A 23,107-nucleotide genomic window follows, 5' to 3' on the forward strand; every position below is an offset into this window, starting at 1 on the left:
AGGGACTCCAGGTGAAGGCGGCGCATCAGCCATCGCTCCAGCGCCGCAACAGGTTGTGGTAAGCGCCGCTCAGTTGCAGCAGCGCGTGGTGATCGGCGTCTTGGGCGGTGAGGGTCTGGATCGCCACGTCCATGTCCAATAGCAACTGGCGCTGGCTGTCTTCGCGCACCAGGCTTTCGATCCAGAAAAAACTGGCGATGCGCTCACCGCGCGTCACTGGATTGATCTTGTGCAGGCTGCTGCCGGGGTAGATCAGCAAGTGGCCGGCGGGCAGCTTCACAGCGTGTTCGCCGAAGGTGTCGCGGATCACCAATTCACCGCCGTCGTAGCTGGCCGGGTCGGCCAGGAACAGCGTGGCGGAGATGTCGGTGCGCACCCGCTCGCGCACGCCCTTGATGCCGCGAATGGCGTTGTCGATATGCCACTCGAACCCTTCACCACCGCTGTAGCGGTTGAACAGCGGCGGGTAGATGCGCTTGGGCAAGGCGGCGGACATAAACAGCGCGTTGTCCGACAGCCGCGCCAGAATCTGCTCACCGATGCGATGGGCCACTGGCGAATCCTCCGACAACTGCCGGTTATTTTTCGCCATGGCCGAGCGCGGTCCGGCGGTCACCTTGCCGTCAACCCAGGGCTGATCGAGCAAGGTGGCCACGGTGGCGTCGACTTCGCTGGCACTGAACAGCGCCGGGATTTCGATCAGCACGGTTCAGAACTCATAGTCGACGCTGGCGGTGAGGGTGCGCCCGGCACCTGGGATGCCGTAGAGCTGGAAGCCGTCGAGGGAGGCGCCGACCTGGCTGTAGTAGAACTTGTTGAACACGTTGTTGAGGTTGAGGTTGACCGTGGTGTCCTTGTTCACTTTGTATTGCGCGGCCAGGTTGCTCAGCCAGTAGCCGGGGGCTTTTTCGTGGTCGCGGGTGTAGATCGCGTACACGCCGGACGGGCCGTTGGCGTAACTGCTGTTGTTGTTCAAGCCGCCGACGTATTTGTTGTCGGTGTAACGGCGGCGGCCCACGTATTGCTCGCCGTAGCTGAGGCTCAGGGCATCGGTGACGGCGTAGGTGGTCCACAGATTGGCGGTCAGGTCGGGCACGTTCTTGGCTTCGGCGCCCTTGTTGATGCCTTTGGTCTGCGTGCTTTTGAGTGCCGAGAAACCACTGTAGGCGGTCCAGCGCGGGGTGATATTGCCCTGCAGGCCCAGTTCGATGCCGTCGACCCGTTTGGCGGGCAGGGCGCGTACCGGCGCGGATTCGCCGTCCTGGTATTCCCAGGCATTGTCCAGTTCGGTGCGGAAGATCGCTGCTGTGACGTTGAGCATATCGTGGGCAATGTCCCACTTGGTGCCCAATTCATAGGTCTTGGACTTGGCCGGGCTGTAGTGGCTGGTGCTCGCCGTGCCGTAGATCTGGTTATTGGTCGACGCACCCAACGCGGACGGCTGCGCCGCTTCGCTGTAGGACACATAGAGGCTGCCGTTGGGCAACGGCTTGAACACCGCGCCAACCCGACCGCTGACGGCACCGTCGGTGCTGCTGATGCTGGCTTGACCGCGTTGGCTGGTCTGGGCACGCCAGTTGTCGTAGCGCAGCGACCCGAGCACTTGCCACTGATCGTTGAGGGTGATGGTGTCGCCCAGGTAGATCCCGGCGTTGTCGATCACTGAGCGCGGGTCGCCTTCGCCTTTGGTCACGTAGGTGCTGGCGAAGCTGTGGTTGGGGGCGTTCATGTCGAACAACATGTCGCCGGCCGGCACTTTGGCGCTGCGTTTCAGGCCGCCGTAAGTCTCGTGATAGAACTCCAAGCCGCTGACCACGGCGTGTTGCAGGCTGCCGGTGGTGAGGTTGAAATTGAAGTCGGTCTGGTTGTCGAGGATGGTGTAGCGCTTGGACAAGCCGAAATCGCTGCCGCGCAGGATGCCGTAGGCGGTATTGCTGTTGTTCAAGTAGTCGGAGTAGGCGTTCACCGTGCTGCCCGGCACTTGGCTGATCGGTCCTACACCGGTGTAGCCCAAGGTCGCACAACGGGTGCCGGTGCAGGTCTTCTGGCCGTTGGCGTTGGCGGCGAAGAAGCGCGCCGGGGAGAGCACGGCAAAATTGTCGCTGCGTTCCCAACGCGTCTGGTTGCGCAGGTTGGCGTCATTCCAGTCGAAGTCATGCTCGAAGCGCGCCGTGAGCGAAGTGGTTTTGTTCTCTTGGGTGTAGAGGCTCGAGTCGCCGTACCCGTTGGAGCGCTTCACGCCGGGCATGCGATCGCCATTCGTCCCACGCTGGATCGGCACGCCGCCGTCCGGCGTATTGGTGTCTTTCTGGTAGAAGGTGTCGACGAAAAAGCGCGTGTCGGTGCCCAGGCCGAAGCCGAACGAGGTGGCAATGCCCCAGCGGTCGTAGTCCACGTCGTCACGTTCGGCCACTTGGTTGTAGTGCTTCATCAGGTTGATACGTAGGGCAGTGGTGTCGTTGATCTGTTTATTCAGGTCAGCGGTGAGGCGGCGGTAGGCATCGGTGCCGATACCGGCCGAGACGCGGTTGGCATCGCCCAGGTGCGCTTCTTTACTCACCAGGTTGACGCTGCCCCCCACGGCGGACACGCCGGATTCGATGGAGCCAGTGCCCTTGAACACTTCCGCCTGTTGCAGGTTGAAGGTGTCGGTGCGCGTGGACATGCCCGCATCGCGCACGCCATCGACGGTCAGGCTTTGTTCGGAAGAAAACCCGCGAATCGAAAACAGGTCGCCCCACCCCAGGTTGCCTTCGCCGGACATGAAGGTAATCCCCGGCACGTTGCGCAACACTTCCTGCAAGGTCTGCGCATTCTGCTCCTTGAGCACCTGCTGCGGCACGATGGTCACGCTTTGCGGGGCGTCCAGCAGCGGTTGGCTGATTTTTGCCGAGGTCACCCGGTCTACTTTGAAAGTGGAAGTGGCTTCACCATCGACCTTGATTTCCGGCAGGCTCAGCACCGAATCGTTGGACTTGGCCGCTGGCGCGCCAGCCAAGGCGATCGGGACGACGCCGCCGGCAGCCAGTAGGCCGAACATCGGTGCCAGGGTGGTGTGCAGCGTGTGGCTGCGAGAGGTGGGCGATGACATGGGCAACTTCCGAGTCTAAATTACAATTACTCTCATTTAGGTTCGGTAGTCTAAAGAGCGTTTTCCCCTGCCATGCCCCGGGTTTGTATCGCTGATGCGTGATTATGGTTTCCTACAACATTCCATTACATTTGCCTGCACGGCTGGCTGAACTTTCGGCTATTTGCTGCGTTTCATTGTTTTTTGGATTGACTGCCCATGGCCAAGCAAGACCACCTGCTGATCGTTGATGACGATCCGCAAATCCGCCAGTTGCTCTGCGACTACCTGAGCGACGCCGGCTTCCAGGTCTCCACTGCGGCCGACGGCAAGGAAATGCGCCGCCGCCTGGCGCTGAATGTCATCGACCTGATCGTTCTCGACCTGATGCTGCCCGGTGAAGACGGCCTGAGCCTGTGCCGCGAACTGCGGGTGAACTCAAACACGCCGGTGGTGATGCTCACGGCAAAAGGCTCGTTGATCGACCGCATCGTCGGCCTGGAAATCGGCGCCGACGATTACCTGCCCAAACCGTTCGACCCGCGCGAACTGCTGGTGCGGATCAAGGTGGTGTTGCGCCGGGTGCAGAGCTTTCCCGACCGTGCGCGCCTGGATGAAGCGCCGAGCATCCGTTTCGCAGGCTGGCAGCTCGACACGCGGGCGCGGCAGTTACTGTCGCCGGAGGGGGTGGTGGTCAGCCTGGGCAACTCCGATTACCGCGTGTTGCGCCTGCTGTTGCAGCACCCCAATCGCCCGTTGAGCCGCGACTTCCTGCTCAATCACGTGTTCGACAAGGACAGCACGCCGTTCGACCGTTCCATCGATGTGTGCGTCAGCCGTCTGCGCTCGCAACTGCCGGCCAATGTGATCAAGACTGTGCGCAACGAAGGCTACATGCTCACCGCCGACGACGTTGTGCTGGAATCGTGAGACTGCTGCCGCGTTCGCTGTTCGGGCGGTTGGTGCTGATTTTGGTCAGCGGCATGCTCGCGGCGCAGGCGCTGACCAGCAGCATCTGGTACGACCGGCGCCACGGGCAGGTGCTGGAAATCCCTGCGCGCTTGATCGCCACGCGCTTGGCGGACGTGGTGCGGCTGGTGCACGGCGACCCGCAACAGGCGGACCTGCTGATCAAGATGCTCGACACGCCGACCTTCCGCCTGACCCTCAGCGACCAGGCCAGTAATACGCCTAGCACGCTTCACGACAGCGACCGGCCCACCGAACGGTTGATCAAGAAGGTATTGTCGGAAAAAACCGGTTACGCCCAGACGCTGATCCTGTTGCGCCTGTCGTTGGTGGATGGCGAAGGGCAAACCGCCGGGCTGTCGACCCTGCTGGGTTCCAAACCGGTGGTGGGGCAGTTTCTGATCGACCTGCGCCTGCCCGACGGCCGCTGGTTGCAGGTGGATGCCAGCGAAGAACAGGGCTGGACCAGCACCTCACCGCTGGACCTGTTGTTCGATTACGTTATGCGCATTTATTTGCTGCGGGTACTGGTATTGGTGCTGATCGCTCTGGTGGCGGTGCGCCTGGCGATCCGCCCGCTCAACGCGTTGGCCAAGGCGGCCGAAGCCCTGGGCCGGGATATCCAGCGACCGCCGTTGTCGGTGGATGGCCCTACCGAAGTGCGCCGTGCCGCCCAGGCCTTCAATGCCATGCAGCAGCGGCTGATCGCCAACATCGCCGAGCGCACGCGGTTTCTTGCGGCTATTTCCCACGACCTGCGTTCACCGATCACACGCCTGCGCCTGCGCACCGAGATGCTTGAGGACAACCGCACCAAGGAACGTTTTCGCAGTGACTTGGAGGAAATGGAACAGATGGTGGCCAGTACGCTGGATTTTGTCAGCAGCGGTGAAATCAACGAGGCACGGCAGAACATCGACATCAATGCCTTGCTGCAAAGCTTGCAGGCGGATCTGCAGGATGTGGGCGAGAACGTGGTGATCGAAGGCCGCGCAAAACAGCCACTGCCGGGGTACGCCCGCAGCCTCAAGCGGTGTGTGCAGAACCTGCTGGAGAACGCGGTGCGTTATGGCCGCGATGTGACGGTGCGGGTCGAGGACCAGGCGGATAGCTTGACGATCATTATCAGCGACCGAGGGCCGGGGATTCCCCAGGCACAGCTGGAGCAGGTGATGGAGCCGTTTTATCGGGTAGAAGGCTCACGCAATGCCGAGACCGGCGGGTATGGGTTGGGTTTGAGCATCGCTCACACCATCGCCAAGGCGCATGACGGGCGGTTGAGCTTGCGTAATCGGGAAGGTGGGGGCCTTGAGGCGGAGCTGCGATTCCAAAGCAAATCCTGAATGTGAAACGCAATCTAAATGTGGGAGCGGGCTTGCTCGCGAAAGCGGACTTTCAGTCGATGCATCAGGTGACTGACACACCGTATTCGCGAGCAAGCCCGCTCCCACACAAGCCCGCTCACATTTGGGCCTTACGCCCCGTGGCACTTCTTGAATTTCTTCTCGCTGCCGCACGGGCAAGGATCATTGCGACCCACGTCCTTCAAGGCGTTGCGCACGGGCTCCTGGTGAGCATGGCCGCAGTTCGGGCCGTGGACATGGCCGTGGTCGTGATCATGGTGATCGTGATCGTGGTTGCAGTCAGGACCATGGACATGGGGTTGCTGAGTCATCGATGTCGCTCCGGAATAAAATCGCCGGGGATTATCTCGCCATTGTGGTTCACCTGCACGTCATAACCGATGAATAATCCGGTTTTCAGCTCGCCATCCAAGCGATACGGCACAGGCCGGTCGGGATTTTTCAGCATCTGCACCACATCACGGATCTGCGGCCAGAGGTTGGTGCGCACCGACACCCGGAAAAACTTATGACTGCGCGGCGGCACGGTGAGCCATTCATTGGACTCGCCCTCAGTCAGCACGAAGTCGCCCAGGGTGACCTTGTAAATCAAACCGCGCACAGTCAGGTCGGCGTCGTCGCGGTTATCCACGCGAAAGTACAGCTTGAATTTCTGCTCCAGCAACTTGGCGCGCACCACTTCGACTTTCACCAGCGACACGTGGGGCGGGGGGGAGTCGTCTTCAAACCACGACGCGCAGCCGCTCAAACCGAGGGCTAACGCCAGCATCAAGCTGTACATCCGAAGCATGGCGTTAATCCTTAGCGTTTTTAGAGGTAGCTGGAACAGCACTTCTTGAATTTCTGCCCACTGCCACACAGGCAGGCATCGTTGCGTCCGGCCTTCACTTCCACGGTCGGGTCGATGAAGTACCAGCGCCCGTCATTCTGTACGAAAGAAGACTGCTCGCGGTGGCTATGTTCGCCGTTGCTGTCGTGCCAGCGCGCGGTGAAGGTCACGAACGCGTGTTCCGGCTGGCCGCCGAACACCTCGGAGCTTTCCACCTCAAGGCCGAGCCAGGTGCTCTGGGCACTCCAGGCGGCGATGGCATTTCGGTCCAGCCCGGCTTGTTGCGCGGGCAGGGTGGTGGCGATCAGGTAATCCACCAGGCCCAAGACGTAGGCGCTATAACGCGAACGCATCAACGCGGTGGCGCAGGGTGCCGGGTGGCCGGCGTGATAATGGCCGCAGCAGGCATCCAGCAGGTTGCCACTGCCGCAGGGGCAAATGGATGTACTCATCAGGTTACCACCAATACTTTCCGAAGTTTTCCGGGTTGGCCCAGAAGCGGGCGTTGAGCCAGTCCGGCACCTGTTTATAGTCAAGCAGATCATAGGTAAACAGCGTGAGAACCTGCTCGTCGCGCTGGAATCGCTCACCGGCCTGCAGGGCCAGGGAGAAAAAGTCCGTGTCCTTCCAGTCGCAGGCGCCCAGGTCCACCAGCACCGCAATGCGGCTGGCATTCAGGTTACGGATGCCGCCGAGCAGCGTCAGGCCTTGCGGTTTTGACAGGTGCTCCAGGCAGTCCACCACCAGCGCCAGGTCAAACCGCTGTGCGGCAAGCTCTGTGGGCAACGCGCCCGGTGCCGCGACGGACACCTGGGTATCCGGGTGGGCTTTTTGAAAAGCCTCCAGCGCCGGGAACTGGCTGGCGCCCAACAGCAGCAGGCGTTTGGGCTGGTGCAGATCGAGCAAGGCGGCCAAGGCTTGCTGAGGTGTACGGGCAGAAATACCAGCGGTCATCAGAGATCCTCACATCGGGACCATAGAGACTAGCGCGGCTGAGCGTGCGGGCCTAGAGCGGGTGGCGGCGAAAAGTCCTACGAATGCGGCGATCCTCAATGAATACAGGGGCGCGGCGTAGTGGCGCAGATGAAAAGAGCCGTCTTTACTCCACCCATCGGCCCCCGCCGATCCCCTCAGGAGAAATCAGATGAGCATCATGCGGACAGCTCTACCCTTGGTTCTGCTAACCGGAGTATTGACAGGTTGCGCAGGTTTGCAAAAAACCGATTGGCCCACCTGCGCCGCCATTGGCGGTGTGACCGGTGCGGCGATCGGTGCCACTGAAAGCTCGGCCTATGCGGGCGCTGGTGCGCTGCTGATCGGCGGCATGGCCGGTGCCTATTGCTGGGTGCACGGCGATGGTGATGAAGACGGTGATGGTGTGCCGGATAGCCGCGACAAGTGCCCAGGCACGCCAAAAGGTGTGCAGGTGGATGCCAATGGTTGCCCACCGACACCGCCACCGGCCGTGGTTGAGGAAGTGGTGGTGGTCAAGGAAGAAACCATCGTGATCCGCGATGTGCACTTCCAGTTCGACTCGGCCAAGCTGACGGCGGCGGACAAAACCAATCTCGACACCATCGCAACGCGCTTGAAACAGGAAGCCCCGACCGCCCAGTTGCGAGTCAGTGGGCACACCGACAGCGTCGGCAACGACGCCTACAACCAGAAGCTTTCGGACAAACGCGCCCATTCGGTGACGGACTACCTGATCGGTGCCGGTGTGCCGCGCAGCAATTTCGTATCGGTGACCGGCGCAGGTGAAAGCCATCCTGTAGCGGATAACAAAACCGCTGAAGGCCGCGCCTTGAACCGCCGCACCGAAATCCAGATCAACCGCTGACGGCCCTTGCCCCTGTGGGATCCACAGGGGCATTGCTGCCAATCCTCCCCCTTTATCATCTTTTTTGATCCTTCACTGGCAAAGCGCCTGTGGAAGTCGTTACTGTGCGTCCAAAGAAAAACTAGAAATATTTTTTGAAAATTTTCAGGGGAGCTCCACGATGCGTAAGGTTCTATTGCTGGCCCTGTTGGTCAGCCCCGTTGCCCTGGCCCAGAGCGTCAGTGTTGAAACCAACTCGTTGATGCGTCTGCCCAGCAGCACCAGTGTGTTGCAACTGGAGCGCTTGGACGTGGCGGACTACGGCACGTTGTTGATTCCGGCCACCATCAGCCAAGTCACCGTGGATGAACTGCACCTGGGCCGCGACGCCCGTATCGCCATCGTGCCCGGTAACACTGCGCTGCAATTGCAAGTGCGCCATGCGCAGTTGGATCACGGCAGCCAGATCACCTCACGCGGCGCTCCCGGCACCCACGAAAAGCCGGCCAAGGCCGGGCGTGACCTGACGTTGCGCATCAATTCGCTGGTAGCCGAAGAACTGTCGGTGGACGCCCGTGGCGGCGCCGGTGCCCAAGGTTATGCCGGGCTGGATGGCGCCAATGGCGAAGACCCGGGCTGCACCTGGGGCTCGGCCGGTCGTGGCGCCAATGGCGATAACGGCGGTGACGGTTTGCCAGGCGCGGCGGGTGCGCAGGTGCGGGTCGAGCTGCCGCAGGACTTCCCGGCGCAGCAGATCAAGGTGTGGGTGGATGGCGGTGCCGGAGGTTTGGCTGGCACAGCGGGCAAGCCCGGCAAGGGTGGCCAGTCCAAAGGCTGCCTGGTGTACCGCGCTGATGGCGGCGAGAAAGGCCGCCCAGGGTTGGAAGGGCAGCCAGGGCCGGCTGGGCCTGCAGGCACTGTGACAATTCAGCGGCTGTGAGTCGTTTGGGCTGACGTCTTCGCGAGCAAGCCCGTTCCCACATTCGACCGCATTCTCATGTTGGAACTCGGTCAACTGTGGGAGCGGGCTTGCCCGCGAAGAGGCCCTGAAGAACACCCTTATAACATCGGCCGAGCCGAAGCAATCGCCACCACCACCAACCCCACGATCAAATTGATCCCCACCAACCGGCGAATCTGGCCCAGCACCGCAGCCCCTGCCGACCAATCCTCAGCCGCCACCGCCGTGCGCAATTCCGGGAATTTCAAGGCCTGGATACGGATAAACAACGCCGTCATCACCAGATACAACCCCATCATCACCTGCACATACCGCGGTGCCGTCTCAAACCCGTTGAAGCGCAATTGCAGCAAGCCAATGCCGCTGATCGGCAAAATCGCCACCGCGACCCACACCCATACGAAAAAACGTTGAAACACATTCGCCCATAACCTGAGGCGGGCCGGGCCCTCAAGTGCCGCGACAGCGGCGGGGCGCAGGATCATCCAGGCGAAAAACATACCGCCGACCCATACCAGGGCGGCCAATACATGTAGGGTGTAAGCGAGGCTAAACGCGGTCATTGTGGTACTCCGTTCTGCGCGGGATTCATTAGCGGGGTATGATAGCCGCCGATCCGAACCACTGAAAATTTATCCAGCGTTTTTTGCGCCCGACTATCCATGATCAGCACTGAACTCAAAACCACGATCCAGGGCGCCTACTCGCGTTTTCTCGAAGCCAAGAGCTTGAAACCGCGTTACGGCCAACGCCTGATGATCGCCGAAGTGGCCAAGGTCCTCGGGGATATCGACACCGACGACGAAGGTCGCCGCGAGGGTGAGCCCGCGGTCGTGGCGGTCGAGGCTGGCACCGGCACCGGCAAGACCGTGGCCTACAGCCTGGCAGCGATCCCCACCGCCAAGGCTGCTGGCAAGCGCCTGGTGATCGCCACCGCCACCGTCGCCCTGCAAGAGCAGATTGTCTACAAAGACCTGCCCGACCTGATGCGCAACAGCGGCCTGAACTTCACCTTCGCCCTGGCCAAGGGCCGTGGCCGCTACATGTGCCTGTCCAAGCTCGACGTACTGTTGCAGGAAGGCCATGCGCAGACCGCCACTGCCCAGCTGTTCGAAGAAGAAGGCTTCAAGATCGAAGTCGATGAGGCCAGCCAGAAGCTGTTCACCAGCATGATCGAGAAACTGGCCGGCAATAAATGGGACGGCGACCGCGACAGTTGGCCCACCGCCCTGGAAGACGCCGACTGGGCACGCTTGACCACCGACCACAGCCAATGCACCAACCGCCATTGCCCCAACTTCGGTCAGTGCGCCTTCTACAAGGCCCGCGAAGGCATGGGCAAGGTCGATGTGATCGTCACCAACCACGACATGGTCCTGGCTGACCTGGCCCTGGGCGGCGGCGCAGTATTGCCGGACCCGCGTGACACCCTCTATGTCTTCGACGAAGGGCACCACCTGCCCGACAAGGCCATCGGCCACTTCGCCCACTACACGCGCCTGCGCTCCACTGCCGACTGGCTGGAAACCACCGCGAAGAATCTCACCAAGTTGCTGGCCCAGCACCCGCTGCCCGGTGACCTGGGCAAGCTGATCGAACAGGTGCCGGAGCTGGCGCGGGAGATCAAGACCCAGCAGCAATTCATGTTCAGCGCCTGCGAGCAGGTGGCTGATTTCAAACCCGGCGAAGACGTCGAGGGCCGTGAGCGGCCGCGTCACCGTTTTGTCGGCGGGTTGATTCCCGAGCACATGCGCGAAATGGGCATCGAGCTGAAGAAGGGTTTTTCACGCCTGACCGACCTGTTCACCCGTCTCACCGACCTGCTCAAAGAGGGCATGGACGGCGAGGTCAACATCGGCATCGCCAGCAACCAGGCCGAGGAATGGTATCCGTTGTTCGGCAGCCTGTTGTCCCGTTCCCAGGGCAACTGGGAGTTGTGGACGGCCTTTACTGTTGAAGACCCGGAAGACAACCCGCCCATGGCGCGTTGGTTGACCCTGTCGGAAAGCGGTGCGCTGTTCGACATCGAGGTCAACGCGAGCCCGATCCTGGCCGCCGAGATGTTGCGCCGCAACCTGTGGAACGTGGCCTACGGCTGCCTGGTCACCTCGGCCACGCTGACGGCCCTGGGCACTTTCGACCGCTTCCGCATGCGCGCCGGCCTGCCGAAAAAGGCCGTCACCGCGGTGGTGCCCAGCCCGTTCCATCACGCCGACGCCGGTGTGTTACGGGTGCCGGACCTCAAGGCTGATCCACGGGATGCGGCGGCCCACACCGCTGCGATCATCCGTGACCTGCCAGAGCTGGTAGAGGGTTCACGCGGTACGCTGGTGCTGTTCTCGTCGCGCAAACAGATGCAGGACGTGTTCGACGGCCTCGACCGTGACTGGCGCAAGCAGGTGTTTATCCAAGGCAACCTGTCCAAGCAGGAAACCCTGAACAAGCACAAGGCGCGCGTTGATGGTGGGGACTCCAGCGTACTGTTCGGCCTGGCGAGTTTTGCTGAAGGTGTGGACTTGCCGGGTGCCTACTGCGAGCACGTGGTGATCGCCAAGATTCCGTTCTCGGTGCCGGACGATCCGGTCGAGGCGGCCTTGGCCGAATGGATCGAAGCACGGGGCGGCAACCCGTTCATGGAAATCTCGGTGCCGGATGCTTCCCTGAAGCTGGTCCAGGCCTGCGGTCGCTTGCTGCGTACCGAGGAAGACCGAGGCACCATCACCTTGCTTGACCGCCGTTTGGTCACCCAGCGCTATGGCAAGGCTATCCTTAATGCCTTGCCGCCGTTCAGGCGCGAAATTTCTTAAGCCACAGTGGGCGGATTCGCCCACTTCGTGGTCTATCTGACTGTCATTCATCAGGCCATTCATCGGCCGCCTGGGAGAACCTTGCTCGTATGATTCGCACGCTGCCCGCCCTTTTTGCCCTGCTGTTCGCCGCGCCCTTGATGGCCGCGCCTGCAGGGCAACAGACCCTGTTCAATTTCGTCCGGCCTGCCGATGTGGTCAAGGTGGCGACCCAGGACGCCAGCCTGCCGCAATACAACGCCGAACAGACGCCTGAAGGCGAAGTGCTGCGCCGTATCACGTTCAACCCGGCTGCCGAACCGAGCCTGGTCCTCAGCCCACAGACCGGCGCCTGGGACTGGTCCCAGTCGGGGGCCATGAGCCTGCGCATCCAGAGTGCGATGGATTGGGCATTGACGCTCTACGTCAAGGTGCAGAGCAAAGACGGCCGTACCCTGGTCAGCCGCATCGACCTGCCGGCGGGTCCGGCGCAGACCCTGCTGGTCCCATTGCAAGCCAATTCACCATTGAGCCAGGGCATGAAGGCCGGTCCGCCGATGCCGATCACTGTGGACGGCCAGCGGGTATTGCTGGCCAGCAGCGCGGGTGAAATCGACCGCAGCCAGGTGGTTTCGGTGACTTTGTCGATGATCAAGCCCAACGCCGCCCAGAGTATCTTGCTGGAGCGCTTTGGCGTGCAGGACAGCGAGCCCGTATTGAAGGCTGCCTACAGCGAATTGGTGGATGCCTATGGTCAATCCACCCGTGCGCGCTGGCCGGAAAAAGTCAGCAGCGACGAGCAGCTCAAGGCTGCCTCCGCCAAGGAGCAACAGCAGCTCCAGGGCTGGCTGGCCACGCGGGATAAGTCCGCCCTGGATCAGTACGGCGGCTGGAACAAGGGCCCCGCGTTCGACGCCAGCGGTTTTTTCCGCACCGAGAAGCGCGACGGGCGCTGGTACCTGGTGACGCCGGAGGGGCATCCGTTCTACTCCCTGGGCGTCAATACCGTGGCCCCGGACAACAACCAGACCTACGTGTCCGGTCGTGAATGGATGTTTGCGGCGCTGCCCAAGGCCGGCGAACCGTTCGACAAGTATTACGGCAGTGGTGACAACCGCACGGGCAATGGCGCAGGTGAGGGCCGCAGCTTTGGCGCCGGGCGCTGGTACGATTTCTACGGCGCCAACCTGCAGCGCACCTATGGCGGTGAAGGTTTTGACCAGAAACGCTGGACCACTCACACCCTCGACCGCCTGCAAGCCTGGGGTTTCAATACCGTGGGCAACTGGAGCGATGGCGACCTGGCCAGCGCCGACCGCGTACCCTATACCTTGCCGCTGTCGATCGTCGGCGATTACACCAGCATCAGTACTGGCACTGACTGGTGGGGCGGCATGCCCGATCCGTTCGACCCTCGCTTTGCCATGGCCACTGAGCGCGCCGTGGCCATCGCTGCCCGCGATCATCGCGATGATCCGTGGCTGATCGGTTTCTTTGCCGACAACGAGTTGGCTTGGGCCGGCCCAGGTGATGATCCGAAGTCCCGCTATGCCTTGGCCTACGGCACCTTGCGCATGACCACCGACGTCCCGGCCAAGCGTGCGTTTCTCAAGCAACTGCGCGACAAATACCGTAACGAAGAAGGCCTGTCGAAAGCCTGGGGCATCGAATTGAAGGGGTGGGAGCTGATGGAAGACCCAGGCTTCGAACCGCCGATGCCCAACCCTGAGCACCCGGAAATCGAAGCGGACTTCAAGTACTTCCAGAAGACCTTCGCCGATGCCTATTTCAAGACCATTTCCGATTCGCTGAAGTGGCATGCGCCGAATCAACTGCTATTAGGCGGTCGTTTTGCGGTCAGCACACCGGAAGCCGTGGCGTCCTGTGCACAGTATTGCGATGTGCTGAGCTTCAACATGTACACCCTCAAGCCGCAGGACGGTTACGACTTCGCCGCCCTGCGTGCGCTGGACAAGCCGGTGTTGATCACCGAATTCAACTTCGGCTCGGCCGACCGTGGGCCTTTCTGGGGGGGCGTGACGCAGCTGGCCCGTGAGGAAGGCCGTGGCGCGGCCTATGGCAACTTCTTGAAGCAGGCCATGGCCGAGCCGTCGATCGTTGGCGTGCATTGGTTCCAGTACCTGGATCAGCCGGCCACCGGGCGTTTGCTGGACGGTGAAAACGGCCATTTTGGCCTGGTAGGCATCACCGACGTGCCGTTCCAGGGCTTTGTCGACAGCGTACGCAAAAGCAACCTGGCGGCCGTCGATCAACTGGGCAAGGAAGCGGAAAAGGCCAAGGCGGCGGGGGCTGTGCGTGAAAGCGAAGGCGGCAGGGCCGGACACGAGGGCAAAGGCCCGGGGCAGGGCGCCGGACATGCGGGCGGGCACTCTGGAAATGGTCATTGATTGAGTGCTGACGGGTTCACAAAACCCACAAGGGCTGGAACAATGTCGGCCACTTTTTTGATGTTTTCGAGGGCGCTCAGGTGCAGATTCAGGGTCATTACGAACTCCAGTTCGAAGCGGTACGTGAAGCCTTCGCCGCCTTGTTCGATGACCCTCAGGAGCGTGGTGCCGGGCTCTGCATCCAGATCGGCGGTGAAACCGTTGTCGACCTGTGGGCCGGTACCGCCGACAAGGACGGTGTCGAAGCCTGGCACAGCGACACTATCGTCAACCTGTTCTCCTGCACCAAGACCTTCACAGCCGTGACGGCCCTGCAGCTGGTGGCCGAAGGCAAGCTGCAACTGGACGCACCCGTGGCCAACTATTGGCCGGAATTTGCTGCGGCCGGGAAAGAAACCATTACCCTGCGCCACTTGCTCTGCCACCAGGCTGGTTTACCGGCGATCCGCGAAATGCTCCCCACCGAGGCCCTGTACGACTGGCAACTGATGGTCGACACCCTGGCGGCAGAAGCCCCGTGGTGGACGCCCGGCCAAGGCCACGGCTACGAGGCGATCACCTACGGCTGGCTGGTGGGTGAATTGCTGCGTCGCGCCGATGGGCGCGGGCCGGGAGAGTCAATAGTGGCGCGGGTTGCACGGCCACTTGGGCTGGATTTCCATGTGGGCCTGGCGGATGCAGAGTTTTATCGCGTGGCACATATAGCGCGCAGCAAAGGCAATATGGGCGATGAAGCCGCACAACGTTTACTGCAAGTAATGATGCGTGAACCTTCGGCCATGACCACACGTGCATTTGCCAATCCGCCGTCTATTCTGACCAGTACTAATAAACCTGAATGGCGCCGCATGCAGCAGCCGGCGGCAAATGGTCACGGTAATGCACGCAGCCTGGCAGGCTTTTATAGCGGTTTATTGGACGGTAGTTTGCTTGAAGCCGATATGCTTGAACAATTGACCCGCGAGCACAGTATCGGGCCGGATAAAACATTATTGACACAAACCCGTTTTGGCCTGGGCTGCATGTTGGACCAACCGCAGCTGCCCAATGCCACCTTCGGCCTTGGCCCGCGTGCATTCGGGCATCCCGGCGCAGGCGGCTCGGTAGGCTTTGCCGACCCAGAGCATGATGTAGCGTTTGGTTTCGTGACTAATACATTGGGACCTTATGTACTTATGGACCCCCGGGCGCAGAAGTTGGTCGGAATATTGGCCGGTTGTCTGTAAACCTCTTGCTGTTTCACGATTTTTTGTTACAAAGGCAAGTATAAGAAGACGCTGAACGAAATGATCTAACTTTGATGTTCTGTAAGCGTCTGTTTAACGGGTCATCCAGACCCCCGTTTCTTTTCTCATTTTGTGGATATCTCATGTTATCGAACAAGTCCTTGGCACTGGCGCTATGCCTCACTATTACCGGCTGCGCACAAACTCCACAAAATGATGCCGAGGGCGGGCATTGGTGGTCATTTGGATCTGACAAGGCCGCGACCAAGGACGCAGTGACCCAAACCGACGCCAAGCCAGACGCCAAGCCAGACGCCAAGCCGGCTGCGGGTGCCAAGCCTGTAGCGCCGGTAGCCGCCACCGCCGCGCCGGCGCCAGCCGCCAAGGCTGACACCGGCTCCAGCTGGTGGCCGTTCTCTTCCAAGAGCGCCGACGAAAAGGCCGCCGATGCCAAGGCTGACCTGAAAGCCGATCTCAAGGCCGCCGAGCCTGCAACTGCTCCGGCCGTCGCCAAGACAGACAGCGAAACCCGCTGGTGGTGGCCGTTCGAAAGCAAACCCAAGCCATTGGCCAAGGTCGACGTGACCAACGTGCCAATGCCTGACCCGAAAATCACCCAGGCCTGGTTGGACGACTATGAGCCGCGCCTGCGCGCCGCCATCAAGGACAGCAACCTGCAACTGGAGCGTCGCGACAACGTGCTCGTCGTGATTGCGCCGGTAGACGGTTCCTACAACCCGAAACGCCCGACCATGCTGCTGCCGGTCACCCTCGGTCCGTTCACGCGCGTTGCCAAGGCTGTTGAAGCCGATCCCAAGACCGCCGTGCTGGTACTCGGCCATGTGGATGCCACCGGCACCGCCCCGGCCAGCCAAGCGCTGACCAAAGAGCGTGCACAATCCATCGCTTCGATCTTCAGCCTCAGCGGCCTGAAGCAGGATCGCCTGATGTTGCGTGGCATGGGCGACCTGATGCCCCGTGCCGCCAACGACAGCAATCAGGGCCGTGCCCTGAACCGTCGCATGGAAATCATGTTGACCCAGCGCACCACCATGCTGGCGCTGCTGAGCAAGTACCAGTCGGGCAAGACCCCGCCTGTCGCCGAGATGGTTGCGGTGCAGAATGTTCCCGCTCCGACTCCGGCTCCAGCTGCCAAAGCTACGGCTAAAAAGGCGCCAGCCAAGAAAGCCGCCGCCAAGCCAGCCGCCAAGAAAGCCCCGGCCAAGCCTGCTGCCAAAAAGCCTGCGCCGGCCAAAGCCAAGGCTGCGGCACCGGCTAACGACCAGGCCAAAAACTGATCCGCTGAACCAGAAGGATAAAGCCGCATGACCCAGGCACTGGCCGATATGCGCCGTGACTACACACGGGATGGTTTGAGCGAGGCCCAGGCCCCGAGCGAGCCATTTGCCTTGTTCCATCAGTGGTTTGCTGACGCGGTGAAAACCGAGCAGCCACCGGTGGAGGCCAATGCCATGACCCTGGCCACGGTTGACCAGGACGGTCGCCCGCACTGCCGCATCCTGCTGCTCAAGGGCCTGGACGCGCAGGGTTTTACCTTCTTTACGAACTATCAGAGTGCCAAGGGCCAGCAGCTCGCGGCGCGGCCCTTTGCGGCCATGACCTTCTTCTGGCCGACCCTGGAGCGCCAAGTGCGGATCGAGGGGCGGGTGGTGAAAGTCACGGCTGAAGAGTCGGACGCTTATTATCAGGTCCGCCCGCTGGGGAGCCGACTGGGCGCCTGGGCGTCGCCGCAGAGCCAGGTCATTCGTGATCGAGAGGAACTGCAGGACCTGCTGAAGGCCACCGAACAGCGTTTCAGCGAAACCCAGCCCGACTGCCCTGAGCATTGGGGTGGCTATCGCTTGCTGCCGGAGCGCATCGAGTTCTGGCAGGGTCGTGCCAGCCGTTTGCATGACCGTCTGAACTATCGCCTGCAAGGGGCCGACTGGACCCGCGAACGCCTGGCGCCCTGAGCTGCACCTTTCGTCATTTCCGTTGAATGCATCCCGTCACTCCGACGTCTCTATTCCAGAGACGTCGGACGTGTACTGCCGCGCCGAGTTCTCGGCGACCGTTGCGACTACAATCAATGTAAACCTTGAAGGTAGAACTACCGTTCGTCGAGTTTTCTGGTGTGGGCAGTCTGTACTAAGGCTGAATGAAAGCAATTTTTTGCGGTGCTTGCCGTGACAGGCGTCAAGCTGCAGCGTTTAATGACCACCTGTCCTTTGGAGTTGATGCTATGCGTAAGTCAGTTTTACTGGTTGCCTGCTTTACCACCCTGTCGTTGCTGCTGGGTGGCTGCGCCTCGAGTCTGACCGGCGACTCGTATTCCCGTGACGAAGCGCGTCGTGTACAGACCGTGCGCATGGGGACCATCGAATCCCTGCGTCCGGTAAAAATCGAAGGTACCAAGACCCCAATCGGCGGTGCAGCCGGCGCAGTCATTGGCGGCGTTGGCGGCAGCGCCATCGGCGGCGGCCGTGGCAGCATCGTGACCGCAGTGATCGGCGCCGTCGCTGGCGGCCTGCTGGGTTCGGCCACCGAAGAAGGCCTGACTCGCACTCAAGGTGTGGAAATCACCGTTCGCGAAGACGACGGCAGCATGCGTGCCTACGTGCAGGCTGTGCAGGAGAATGAAATCTTCCGCATTGGTGACCGTGTGCGCATCATGACTGTTGATGGTACTAGCCGCGTTACGCGTTAAGCGCTGGTTGTAGAACTACAAAACCCCAGCCGGGTGACCGGTTGGGGTTTTTGGTTTTATGGGGTGTGGCCGGGTTGAACTGCAAAAAATGCAGGCATTAAAAAACCGCCTTAGTAGGGCGGTTTTTTATTGCGAACCCGATTATTGACGGGGCTGCGACTTCAAAGATGCATTGACCTGCGGCCGGGATAGTACCTCCGGTCACACCGTCATGCAAGGTTGAGAGAAGTCGACGAAGGCCATTCTTGACGCTTTTCTGTTTTCAATTTTTACTGCAAAAAATTGCAATAGATCTCATAAGCAGTACTGGATATTTAACCACTTTTCGTCACACCTTCATTCGGGAGATTCGTTAGGCTCCCCCTTGTTCTACGTTTTTCGCTAATAGGCGAGCCGGGTACGCGCGCGAATTTTTGGACTGATCGCCACGGGCTAGTAAGCCGTGCCGGATTCATGCGGGAAGCCCATCAACCCGGCCGCCTCAAAGATGCATTGACCTGCATCCAAAGGCTCACGTGTTCCGGTAAGTGCGCTGGAGGTAAGGCCTAACGTTAGGAGGGCCGAGTATGTCGAAGTTTGCACGACGTACGTGGAACCTCGTAGTGAATAGCCTGCGTGTCTACCACGTGTGGGTATTTCTGCGGGACAGCTTCGATGACCGGTAAGGTCTGAAAAGTGGAGCCGCCTCGGTTTAAGCCGAGGCGGCTTTTTGGTTTTCGGCGCTGTCAGTTCAAACCTGAAGTTTCGGCCTTCTTGCGACTCGCCATCGCCGTCACCGCATAACCAATACACGCGGCCAATATCGACCCCGTCAGAATCCCCATCCGGTCCTCCCCAGCAAACTCACTGGCACCCGGCACAAACGCCAGCGAACCGACAAACAGGCTCATGGTAAAGCCGATGCCGCAGAGGATCGCCACACCAAACACCTGGCCCCAGTTGGCGCCGTTGGGCAAGGCAGCGAGGCCGGTCTTGATGGCCAGCCAGGTGAGGCCAAACACACCCACGGTCTTGCCGATCAACAAACCGGCGGCAATGCCCATCGGCACATGGTGAGTGAAGCTTTCCAGGCTGACGCCGGTCAGGGATACGCCGGCGTTGGCGAAGGCAAACAGCGGCAAAATACCGTAGGCCACCCACGGGTGAAGCGCGTGTTCCAGCGTGAGCAGCGGTGAGGGCTCGGCGTTCTTGGTGCGCATCGGGATGCAGAATGCCAATGTCACACCCGCAAGCGTCGCGTGAACACCGCTCTTGAGTACGCACACCCACAGGATCAGCCCAATGATCAGGTATGGTCCGAGCTTGATGACGCCCAGGCGGTTCATCGCAATCAAGGCAACCAGACAGGCAGCTGCGCCCGCCAGGGCGGCGCCGGACAGGTCGGCGGAATAGAACACGGCAATCACGATGATCGCGCCAAGGTCGTCAATGATCGCCAAGGTCATCAGGAACAGCTTCAGCGACACCGGCACGCGCTTGCCCAGCAAGGCCAGCACGCCGAGGGCGAAGGCGATGTCGGTCGCCATGGGAATCGCCCAGCCGGAGAGTGCGGCGGGGTAATCCTTGTTGATCGCCCAGTAGATCAACGCCGGCACGACCATGCCGCCGATAGCCGCTGCGCCGGGCAGTACCACTTGCGAGGGCTTTGACAGGTGGCCGTCGAGCAACTCACGTTTGACCTCCAGACCGATCAACAGGAAGAACAGGGCCATCAGGCCATCGTTGATCCACAGCAAGGCCGGTTTGGCGATTTTCAACGCGCCGATCTGCGCCACCACCGGTACATCAAGAAACGCAGCGTACAGGTGCGACAAAGGGGAGTTGTTGATGATCAACGCCAGTGCCGCAGCCGCGATCAATAACAGACCGCTGGCGGCTTCCAGCTGGAAGAAACGGGTAAAAGTGCTACGCAGAGGCAAGGGATGCTCTCCAATCCAGATTCAATAGGTGGGTACCCTAACCCGTACCGTTAGTTGTTAAAACAAAAGTTATATTCTTATTTGTTATAAGCGACGGTTTGGAATGACGTTGCGATTGAACCTAGCAATTGTGCGCCCGATTGAATCGGTACTGTATCTGTGTGACACGTAGGAAACCCCCTAAAATCAGGGCTTACACCCTTTAGAGAAACTCTCCATGAGTGACCATCGTCCCTGGGCTCGCGAAGCCATTCGCATCATTGAAGCTGACTTCCAGCGCAGCGCGGACACGCACTTGATCCCTTTGCCGCTGCCGGGGTTGCCGGGCATCGAGCTTTACTTCAAGGACGAGTCCAGCCACCCCACCGGTAGCCTGAAGCATCGGCTGGCGCGTTCGCTGTTTCTCTACGCGCTGTGCAATGGCTGGCTCAAGCCGGGCGCGCCGGTGATCGAAGCATCCAGCGGTTCGACGGCGATTTCTGAAGCCTACTTCGCGCGCCTGCTCGGTCTGCCGTTTATTGCGGTGATGCCGGCCACCACGTCCCAGGAGAAAATCGCGCAGATTGCCTTCTACGGCGGCAAGAGCCACCTGGTACAGGATCCCACGCAGATCTATGCCGAATCCGAACGTCTGGCGCGGGAAAGTGGCGGTCACTTCATGGACCAGTTCACCTACGCTGAGCGCGCCACCGACTGGCGGGCAAACAACAACATCGCTGAGTCGATCTTCCAGCAGATGCGTTTCGAGCAACATCCAGAACCGAGCTGGTTGATCTCCAGCCCCGGTACGGGCGGCACCACCGCGACCCTCGGTCGTTATGTACGTTATCGCCAGCATTGCACCCGCGTGTTGTGTGCCGATGCCGAACGCTCGGTGTTCTTTGATTTCTACCAGAGTGGTGATGCCAGTTTGCGCCTGGACTGCGGTTCGCGGATTGAGGGCATTGGTCGGCCACGGGTCGAGGCATCGTTTTTGCCCAAGGTGATCGATGCGATGGTCAAGGTGCCGGATGCACTGTCGCTGGCGGCCATGCACTACCTGGCCGAGCGGTTGGGGCGGCGGGTCGGCGGTTCGAGCGGGACTAACCTGGTTGGCGCTTTGGTGGCGGCGCAGCAGATGAGAGCGGCGGGAGAGTCGGGCTCGATTGTGGCGATCTTGTGTGATGGCGGTGAGCGCTACGCCACAACTTACTACGATCAGGCCTGGCTGGCGGGGCAGGGGTATGCGCTGGACGGGTTGATTGCGGCGGTTGCGGCCAGTGTCGAGCGCGGCGAGCCGTTGCCGGACAGTATTCTGCGCGCCAACATTTAACGTTGTAGAAGCCCGGCGAGCCGGGCTTCTACAAGGGAATGTGTCAGGCTTGCAGGCCCAACATGTCCCGCGCCAACGCCTCGGCAATGCGAATCCCATCCACACCTGCCGACAGAATCCCTCCGGCATAACCGGCGCCTTCCCCCGCCGGGAACAGACCTTTCACGTTCAAGCTCTGCATCGATTCGTTACGGGTAATCCGCAGCGGCGACGAAGTACGCGTCTCAATGCCGGTCAACACGGCATCGTGCAGCGAGTAGCCTTTGATCTGCTTCTCGAACGCCGGCAGGGCTTCGCGGATCGCTTCGATGGCGAAGTCCGGCAAGGCCAGCGCCAAGTCGCCCAGGGAAACGCCTGGTTTGTAGGACGGTTCCACGCTGCCGATCGCTGTGGACGGCTTGCCGGCGATGAAGTCACCCACCAACTGCGCCGGCGCCTCGTAGTTGCTGCCACCGAGGACATAAGCGTGGGACTCCAGGCGCTCCTGCAGCTCGATACCTGCCAGCGGACCGCCCGGGTAATCCACCTCCGGAGTGATGCCGACCACGATGCCGGAGTTGGCATTGCGCTCGTTGCGCGAATATTGGCTCATGCCGTTGGTGACCACGCGGTTCGGCTCGGAAGTCGCCGCGACCACGGTGCCGCCTGGGCACATGCAAAAGCTGTAGACCGAGCGGCCGTTCTTGGCGTGGTGCACCAGCTTGTAGTCGGCGGCGCCAAGTTTCGGATGCCCGGCGTATTTGCCCAGGCGCGCGGCGTCGATCAGTGATTGCGGGTGCTCGATGCGGAAACCCACCGAAAACGGCTTGGCTTCCATGTACACACCACGGCCGTGGAGCATGCGGAAGGTGTCGCGGGCGCTGTGACCCAGGGCCAGGATCACGTGCTTGGACAGGATTTGCTCGCCACCATCGACGACCACGCCGTTCAACTGGCCGTCCTCGATCAGCACGTCGGTAACCCGCTGCTCGAAACGCACTTCACCGCCGAGGGCGATGATCTGCTCGCGCATGTTCTCTACCACACCGGTCAGGCGGAACGTACCGATATGCGGCTTGCTGACGTAGAGGATTTCTTCCGGTGCACCGGCCTTGACGAACTCGTGCAGGACTTTGCGGCCGTGGAATTTCGGGTCTTTGATCTGGCTGTACAGCTTGCCGTCGGAAAAGGTCCCGGCGCCACCTTCCCCGAACTGCACGTTGGACTCTGGGTTGAGCACGCTTTTGCGCCACAGGCCCCAAGTGTCCTTGGTGCGCTGGCGTACTTCCTTGCCGCGCTCAAGGATGATCGGCTTGAAGCCCATTTGTGCCAACAACAGCCCGGCAAAGATCCCGCATGGGCCGAAACCCACTACGATCGGCCGTTCAACCAGGCCTTCCGGCGCCTGGCCCACGACTTTGTAGCTGACATCTGGCGCGGGGTTGACGTTGCGATCATCGGCGAACTTGAGCAGCAGGGCGGCTTCGCCCTTAACATTCAAGTCGACGGTGTAGATGAAGCACAGCTCCGACGATTTCTTGCGGGCGTCGTAGCTACGCTTGAACAGGGTGAAATCGAGCAGGTCATCACTGGCGATGCCCAGGCGCTGCACGATGGCGGGCCGCAGGTCTTCTTCGGGATGGTCGATGGGCAGCTTGAGTTCGGTGATTCGTAACATGACAGGATCCGGTAGGCGGCGGGCTCGGAGGCCGGCTGTTTTGCAAACCGGCGATTATAAGCCTCAATGGCGGTTTCCCG

At 61.0% G+C, this 23,107-nt stretch carries 20 protein-coding genes; 11 read left to right on the top strand and 9 right to left on the bottom strand.

The annotated features are described in order from the left end of the window. Nucleotides 1–25: 25 nt before the first annotated feature. Both AC4PS7_RS03175 and AC4PS7_RS03180 read right to left on the bottom strand, forming a co-directional pair. Complete coding sequence (locus AC4PS7_RS03175) at nt 26–706, bottom strand: Fe2+-dependent dioxygenase (protein ID WP_198581462.1); 681 nt, start codon at nt 704–706, stop codon at nt 26–28. 3 nt (nt 707–709) lie between these two features. Then, the gene (locus tag AC4PS7_RS03180) at nt 710–3,091 is read right to left on the bottom strand and encodes a TonB-dependent receptor (RefSeq protein WP_492179054.1); all 2,382 of its coding nucleotides are present in this window, start codon (nt 3,089–3,091) and stop codon (nt 710–712) included. Between the two features lie 198 nt (nt 3,092–3,289). Between AC4PS7_RS03180 and AC4PS7_RS03185 the strand changes: the two genes are divergently transcribed. Next, nucleotides 3,290–4,000 (top strand): response regulator, encoded by a 711-nt coding sequence (locus AC4PS7_RS03185; RefSeq protein WP_010212395.1) that lies wholly within the window; start codon nt 3,290–3,292, stop codon nt 3,998–4,000. Then, the gene (locus AC4PS7_RS03190) at nt 3,997–5,382 is read left to right on the top strand and encodes an ATP-binding protein (protein WP_010212394.1); all 1,386 of its coding nucleotides are present in this window, start codon (nt 3,997–3,999) and stop codon (nt 5,380–5,382) included. Before AC4PS7_RS03185 ends, AC4PS7_RS03190 begins: the two co-directional genes overlap by 4 nt. A 131-nt stretch (nt 5,383–5,513) precedes the next feature. Here AC4PS7_RS03190 and AC4PS7_RS03195 read toward each other — a convergent pair whose 3' ends face one another. Genes AC4PS7_RS03195 through AC4PS7_RS03210 form a run of 4 tightly spaced genes read right to left on the bottom strand, consistent with a single transcriptional unit; the run spans nt 5,514 to nt 7,186 of the window. Beyond that, nucleotides 5,514–5,714, bottom strand: a complete 201-nt coding sequence (locus AC4PS7_RS03195) for an SEC-C metal-binding domain-containing protein (protein ID WP_003189235.1) — start codon at nt 5,712–5,714, stop codon at nt 5,514–5,516. After that, nucleotides 5,711–6,193 (bottom strand): LEA/WHy family protein, encoded by a 483-nt coding sequence (locus tag AC4PS7_RS03200; RefSeq protein WP_021492408.1) that lies wholly within the window; start codon nt 6,191–6,193, stop codon nt 5,711–5,713. Before AC4PS7_RS03200 ends, AC4PS7_RS03195 begins: the two co-directional genes overlap by 4 nt. A gap of 20 nt (nt 6,194–6,213) precedes the next feature. Further along, nucleotides 6,214–6,684 carry a YchJ family protein gene (locus AC4PS7_RS03205; RefSeq protein ID WP_010212389.1) on the bottom strand — a complete coding sequence of 157 codons (471 nt, stop codon included), beginning with the start codon at nt 6,682–6,684 and terminating at the stop codon, nt 6,214–6,216. 4 nt (nt 6,685–6,688) lie between these two features. Further along, the gene (locus tag AC4PS7_RS03210; RefSeq protein ID WP_010212387.1) at nt 6,689–7,186 is read right to left on the bottom strand and encodes a DUF6231 family protein; all 498 of its coding nucleotides are present in this window, start codon (nt 7,184–7,186) and stop codon (nt 6,689–6,691) included. A 190-nt stretch (nt 7,187–7,376) separates the two neighbouring features. On the opposite strand from AC4PS7_RS03210, the gene AC4PS7_RS03215 reads away from it, so the two are divergent. Beyond that, nucleotides 7,377–8,072, top strand: coding sequence for a PA1041 family peptidoglycan-binding anchor lipoprotein (locus AC4PS7_RS03215; RefSeq protein ID WP_042570681.1), 696 nt, complete (start codon nt 7,377–7,379; stop codon nt 8,070–8,072). Between the two features lie 160 nt (nt 8,073–8,232). Continuing rightward, the gene (locus AC4PS7_RS03220) at nt 8,233–8,991 is read left to right on the top strand and encodes a hypothetical protein (RefSeq protein ID WP_010212385.1); all 759 of its coding nucleotides are present in this window, start codon (nt 8,233–8,235) and stop codon (nt 8,989–8,991) included. A 119-nt stretch (nt 8,992–9,110) separates the two neighbouring features. Here AC4PS7_RS03220 and AC4PS7_RS03225 read toward each other — a convergent pair whose 3' ends face one another. After that, nucleotides 9,111–9,575: a CopD family protein gene (locus AC4PS7_RS03225; RefSeq protein ID WP_492179055.1), complete on the bottom strand. Its 465-nt coding sequence runs from the start codon at nt 9,573–9,575 to the stop codon at nt 9,111–9,113. 99 nt (nt 9,576–9,674) lie between these two features. Between AC4PS7_RS03225 and dinG the strand changes: the two genes are divergently transcribed. The 6 genes from dinG (at nt 9,675) to AC4PS7_RS03255 (ending at nt 18,139) form a co-directional block, all read left to right on the top strand. After that, a complete protein-coding gene (gene dinG, locus AC4PS7_RS03230) occupies nt 9,675–11,819 on the top strand; it encodes an ATP-dependent DNA helicase DinG (protein WP_010212383.1) in 2,145 nt (714 codons plus the stop codon). An 89-nt stretch (nt 11,820–11,908) separates the two neighbouring features. Beyond that, nucleotides 11,909–14,206 carry a beta-galactosidase gene (locus AC4PS7_RS03235; protein WP_492179056.1) on the top strand — a complete coding sequence of 766 codons (2,298 nt, stop codon included), beginning with the start codon at nt 11,909–11,911 and terminating at the stop codon, nt 14,204–14,206. A gap of 80 nt (nt 14,207–14,286) precedes the next feature. Next, nucleotides 14,287–15,432, top strand: coding sequence for an EstA family serine hydrolase (locus AC4PS7_RS03240; RefSeq protein ID WP_021492394.1), 1,146 nt, complete (start codon nt 14,287–14,289; stop codon nt 15,430–15,432). Between the two features lie 143 nt (nt 15,433–15,575). After that, on the top strand, nt 15,576–16,730 hold the full coding sequence (locus AC4PS7_RS03245; RefSeq protein WP_460127852.1) for an OmpA family protein: 1,155 nt from the start codon (nt 15,576–15,578) through the stop codon (nt 16,728–16,730). A gap of 27 nt (nt 16,731–16,757) precedes the next feature. Then, nucleotides 16,758–17,405 carry a pyridoxamine 5'-phosphate oxidase gene (gene pdxH, locus AC4PS7_RS03250; protein WP_045791231.1) on the top strand — a complete coding sequence of 216 codons (648 nt, stop codon included), beginning with the start codon at nt 16,758–16,760 and terminating at the stop codon, nt 17,403–17,405. Nucleotides 17,406–17,674: 269 nt separating this feature from the next. Continuing rightward, complete coding sequence (locus AC4PS7_RS03255) at nt 17,675–18,139, top strand: outer membrane lipoprotein (RefSeq protein WP_003189251.1); 465 nt, start codon at nt 17,675–17,677, stop codon at nt 18,137–18,139. A gap of 725 nt (nt 18,140–18,864) precedes the next feature. On the opposite strand, the gene nhaA is transcribed toward AC4PS7_RS03255, so the two are convergent. After that, nucleotides 18,865–20,058 (bottom strand): Na+/H+ antiporter NhaA, encoded by a 1,194-nt coding sequence (gene nhaA / locus AC4PS7_RS03260; RefSeq protein WP_010212376.1) that lies wholly within the window; start codon nt 20,056–20,058, stop codon nt 18,865–18,867. 217 nt (nt 20,059–20,275) lie between these two features. Between nhaA and AC4PS7_RS03265 the strand changes: the two genes are divergently transcribed. After that, complete coding sequence (locus AC4PS7_RS03265; RefSeq protein ID WP_010212375.1) at nt 20,276–21,370, top strand: PLP-dependent cysteine synthase family protein; 1,095 nt, start codon at nt 20,276–20,278, stop codon at nt 21,368–21,370. Between the two features lie 43 nt (nt 21,371–21,413). Here AC4PS7_RS03265 and AC4PS7_RS03270 read toward each other — a convergent pair whose 3' ends face one another. Next, nucleotides 21,414–23,027, bottom strand: coding sequence for an NAD(P)/FAD-dependent oxidoreductase (locus AC4PS7_RS03270; protein WP_010212374.1), 1,614 nt, complete (start codon nt 23,025–23,027; stop codon nt 21,414–21,416). Nucleotides 23,028–23,107 lie beyond the last annotated feature (80 nt).

It is taken from the genome of Pseudomonas sp. DW-iso3, assembly GCF_058725305.1.

What these genes read in the sequence shown, in the direction of transcription:
- AC4PS7_RS03180 (WP_492179054.1), bottom strand. Translation starts at nt 3,091, where the DNA reads ATGTCATCGCCCACCTCTCGCAGCCACACGCTGCACACCACCCTGGCA.
- AC4PS7_RS03185 (WP_010212395.1), top strand. Translation starts at nt 3,290, where the DNA reads ATGGCCAAGCAAGACCACCTGCTGATCGTTGATGACGATCCGCAAATC.
- AC4PS7_RS03195 (WP_003189235.1), bottom strand. Translation starts at nt 5,714, where the DNA reads ATGACTCAGCAACCCCATGTCCATGGTCCTGACTGCAACCACGATCAC.
- AC4PS7_RS03200 (WP_021492408.1), bottom strand. Translation starts at nt 6,193, where the DNA reads ATGCTTCGGATGTACAGCTTGATGCTGGCGTTAGCCCTCGGTTTGAGC.
- AC4PS7_RS03205 (WP_010212389.1), bottom strand. Translation starts at nt 6,684, where the DNA reads ATGAGTACATCCATTTGCCCCTGCGGCAGTGGCAACCTGCTGGATGCC.
- AC4PS7_RS03210 (WP_010212387.1), bottom strand. Translation starts at nt 7,186, where the DNA reads ATGACCGCTGGTATTTCTGCCCGTACACCTCAGCAAGCCTTGGCCGCC.
- AC4PS7_RS03215 (WP_042570681.1), top strand. Translation starts at nt 7,377, where the DNA reads ATGAGCATCATGCGGACAGCTCTACCCTTGGTTCTGCTAACCGGAGTA.
- AC4PS7_RS03220 (WP_010212385.1), top strand. Translation starts at nt 8,233, where the DNA reads ATGCGTAAGGTTCTATTGCTGGCCCTGTTGGTCAGCCCCGTTGCCCTG.
- AC4PS7_RS03225 (WP_492179055.1), bottom strand. Translation starts at nt 9,575, where the DNA reads ATGACCGCGTTTAGCCTCGCTTACACCCTACATGTATTGGCCGCCCTG.
- dinG (WP_010212383.1), top strand. Translation starts at nt 9,675, where the DNA reads ATGATCAGCACTGAACTCAAAACCACGATCCAGGGCGCCTACTCGCGT.
- AC4PS7_RS03235 (WP_492179056.1), top strand. Translation starts at nt 11,909, where the DNA reads ATGATTCGCACGCTGCCCGCCCTTTTTGCCCTGCTGTTCGCCGCGCCC.
- AC4PS7_RS03245 (WP_460127852.1), top strand. Translation starts at nt 15,576, where the DNA reads ATGTTATCGAACAAGTCCTTGGCACTGGCGCTATGCCTCACTATTACC.
- pdxH (WP_045791231.1), top strand. Translation starts at nt 16,758, where the DNA reads ATGACCCAGGCACTGGCCGATATGCGCCGTGACTACACACGGGATGGT.
- AC4PS7_RS03255 (WP_003189251.1), top strand. Translation starts at nt 17,675, where the DNA reads ATGCGTAAGTCAGTTTTACTGGTTGCCTGCTTTACCACCCTGTCGTTG.
- AC4PS7_RS03265 (WP_010212375.1), top strand. Translation starts at nt 20,276, where the DNA reads ATGAGTGACCATCGTCCCTGGGCTCGCGAAGCCATTCGCATCATTGAA.
- AC4PS7_RS03270 (WP_010212374.1), bottom strand. Translation starts at nt 23,027, where the DNA reads ATGTTACGAATCACCGAACTCAAGCTGCCCATCGACCATCCCGAAGAA.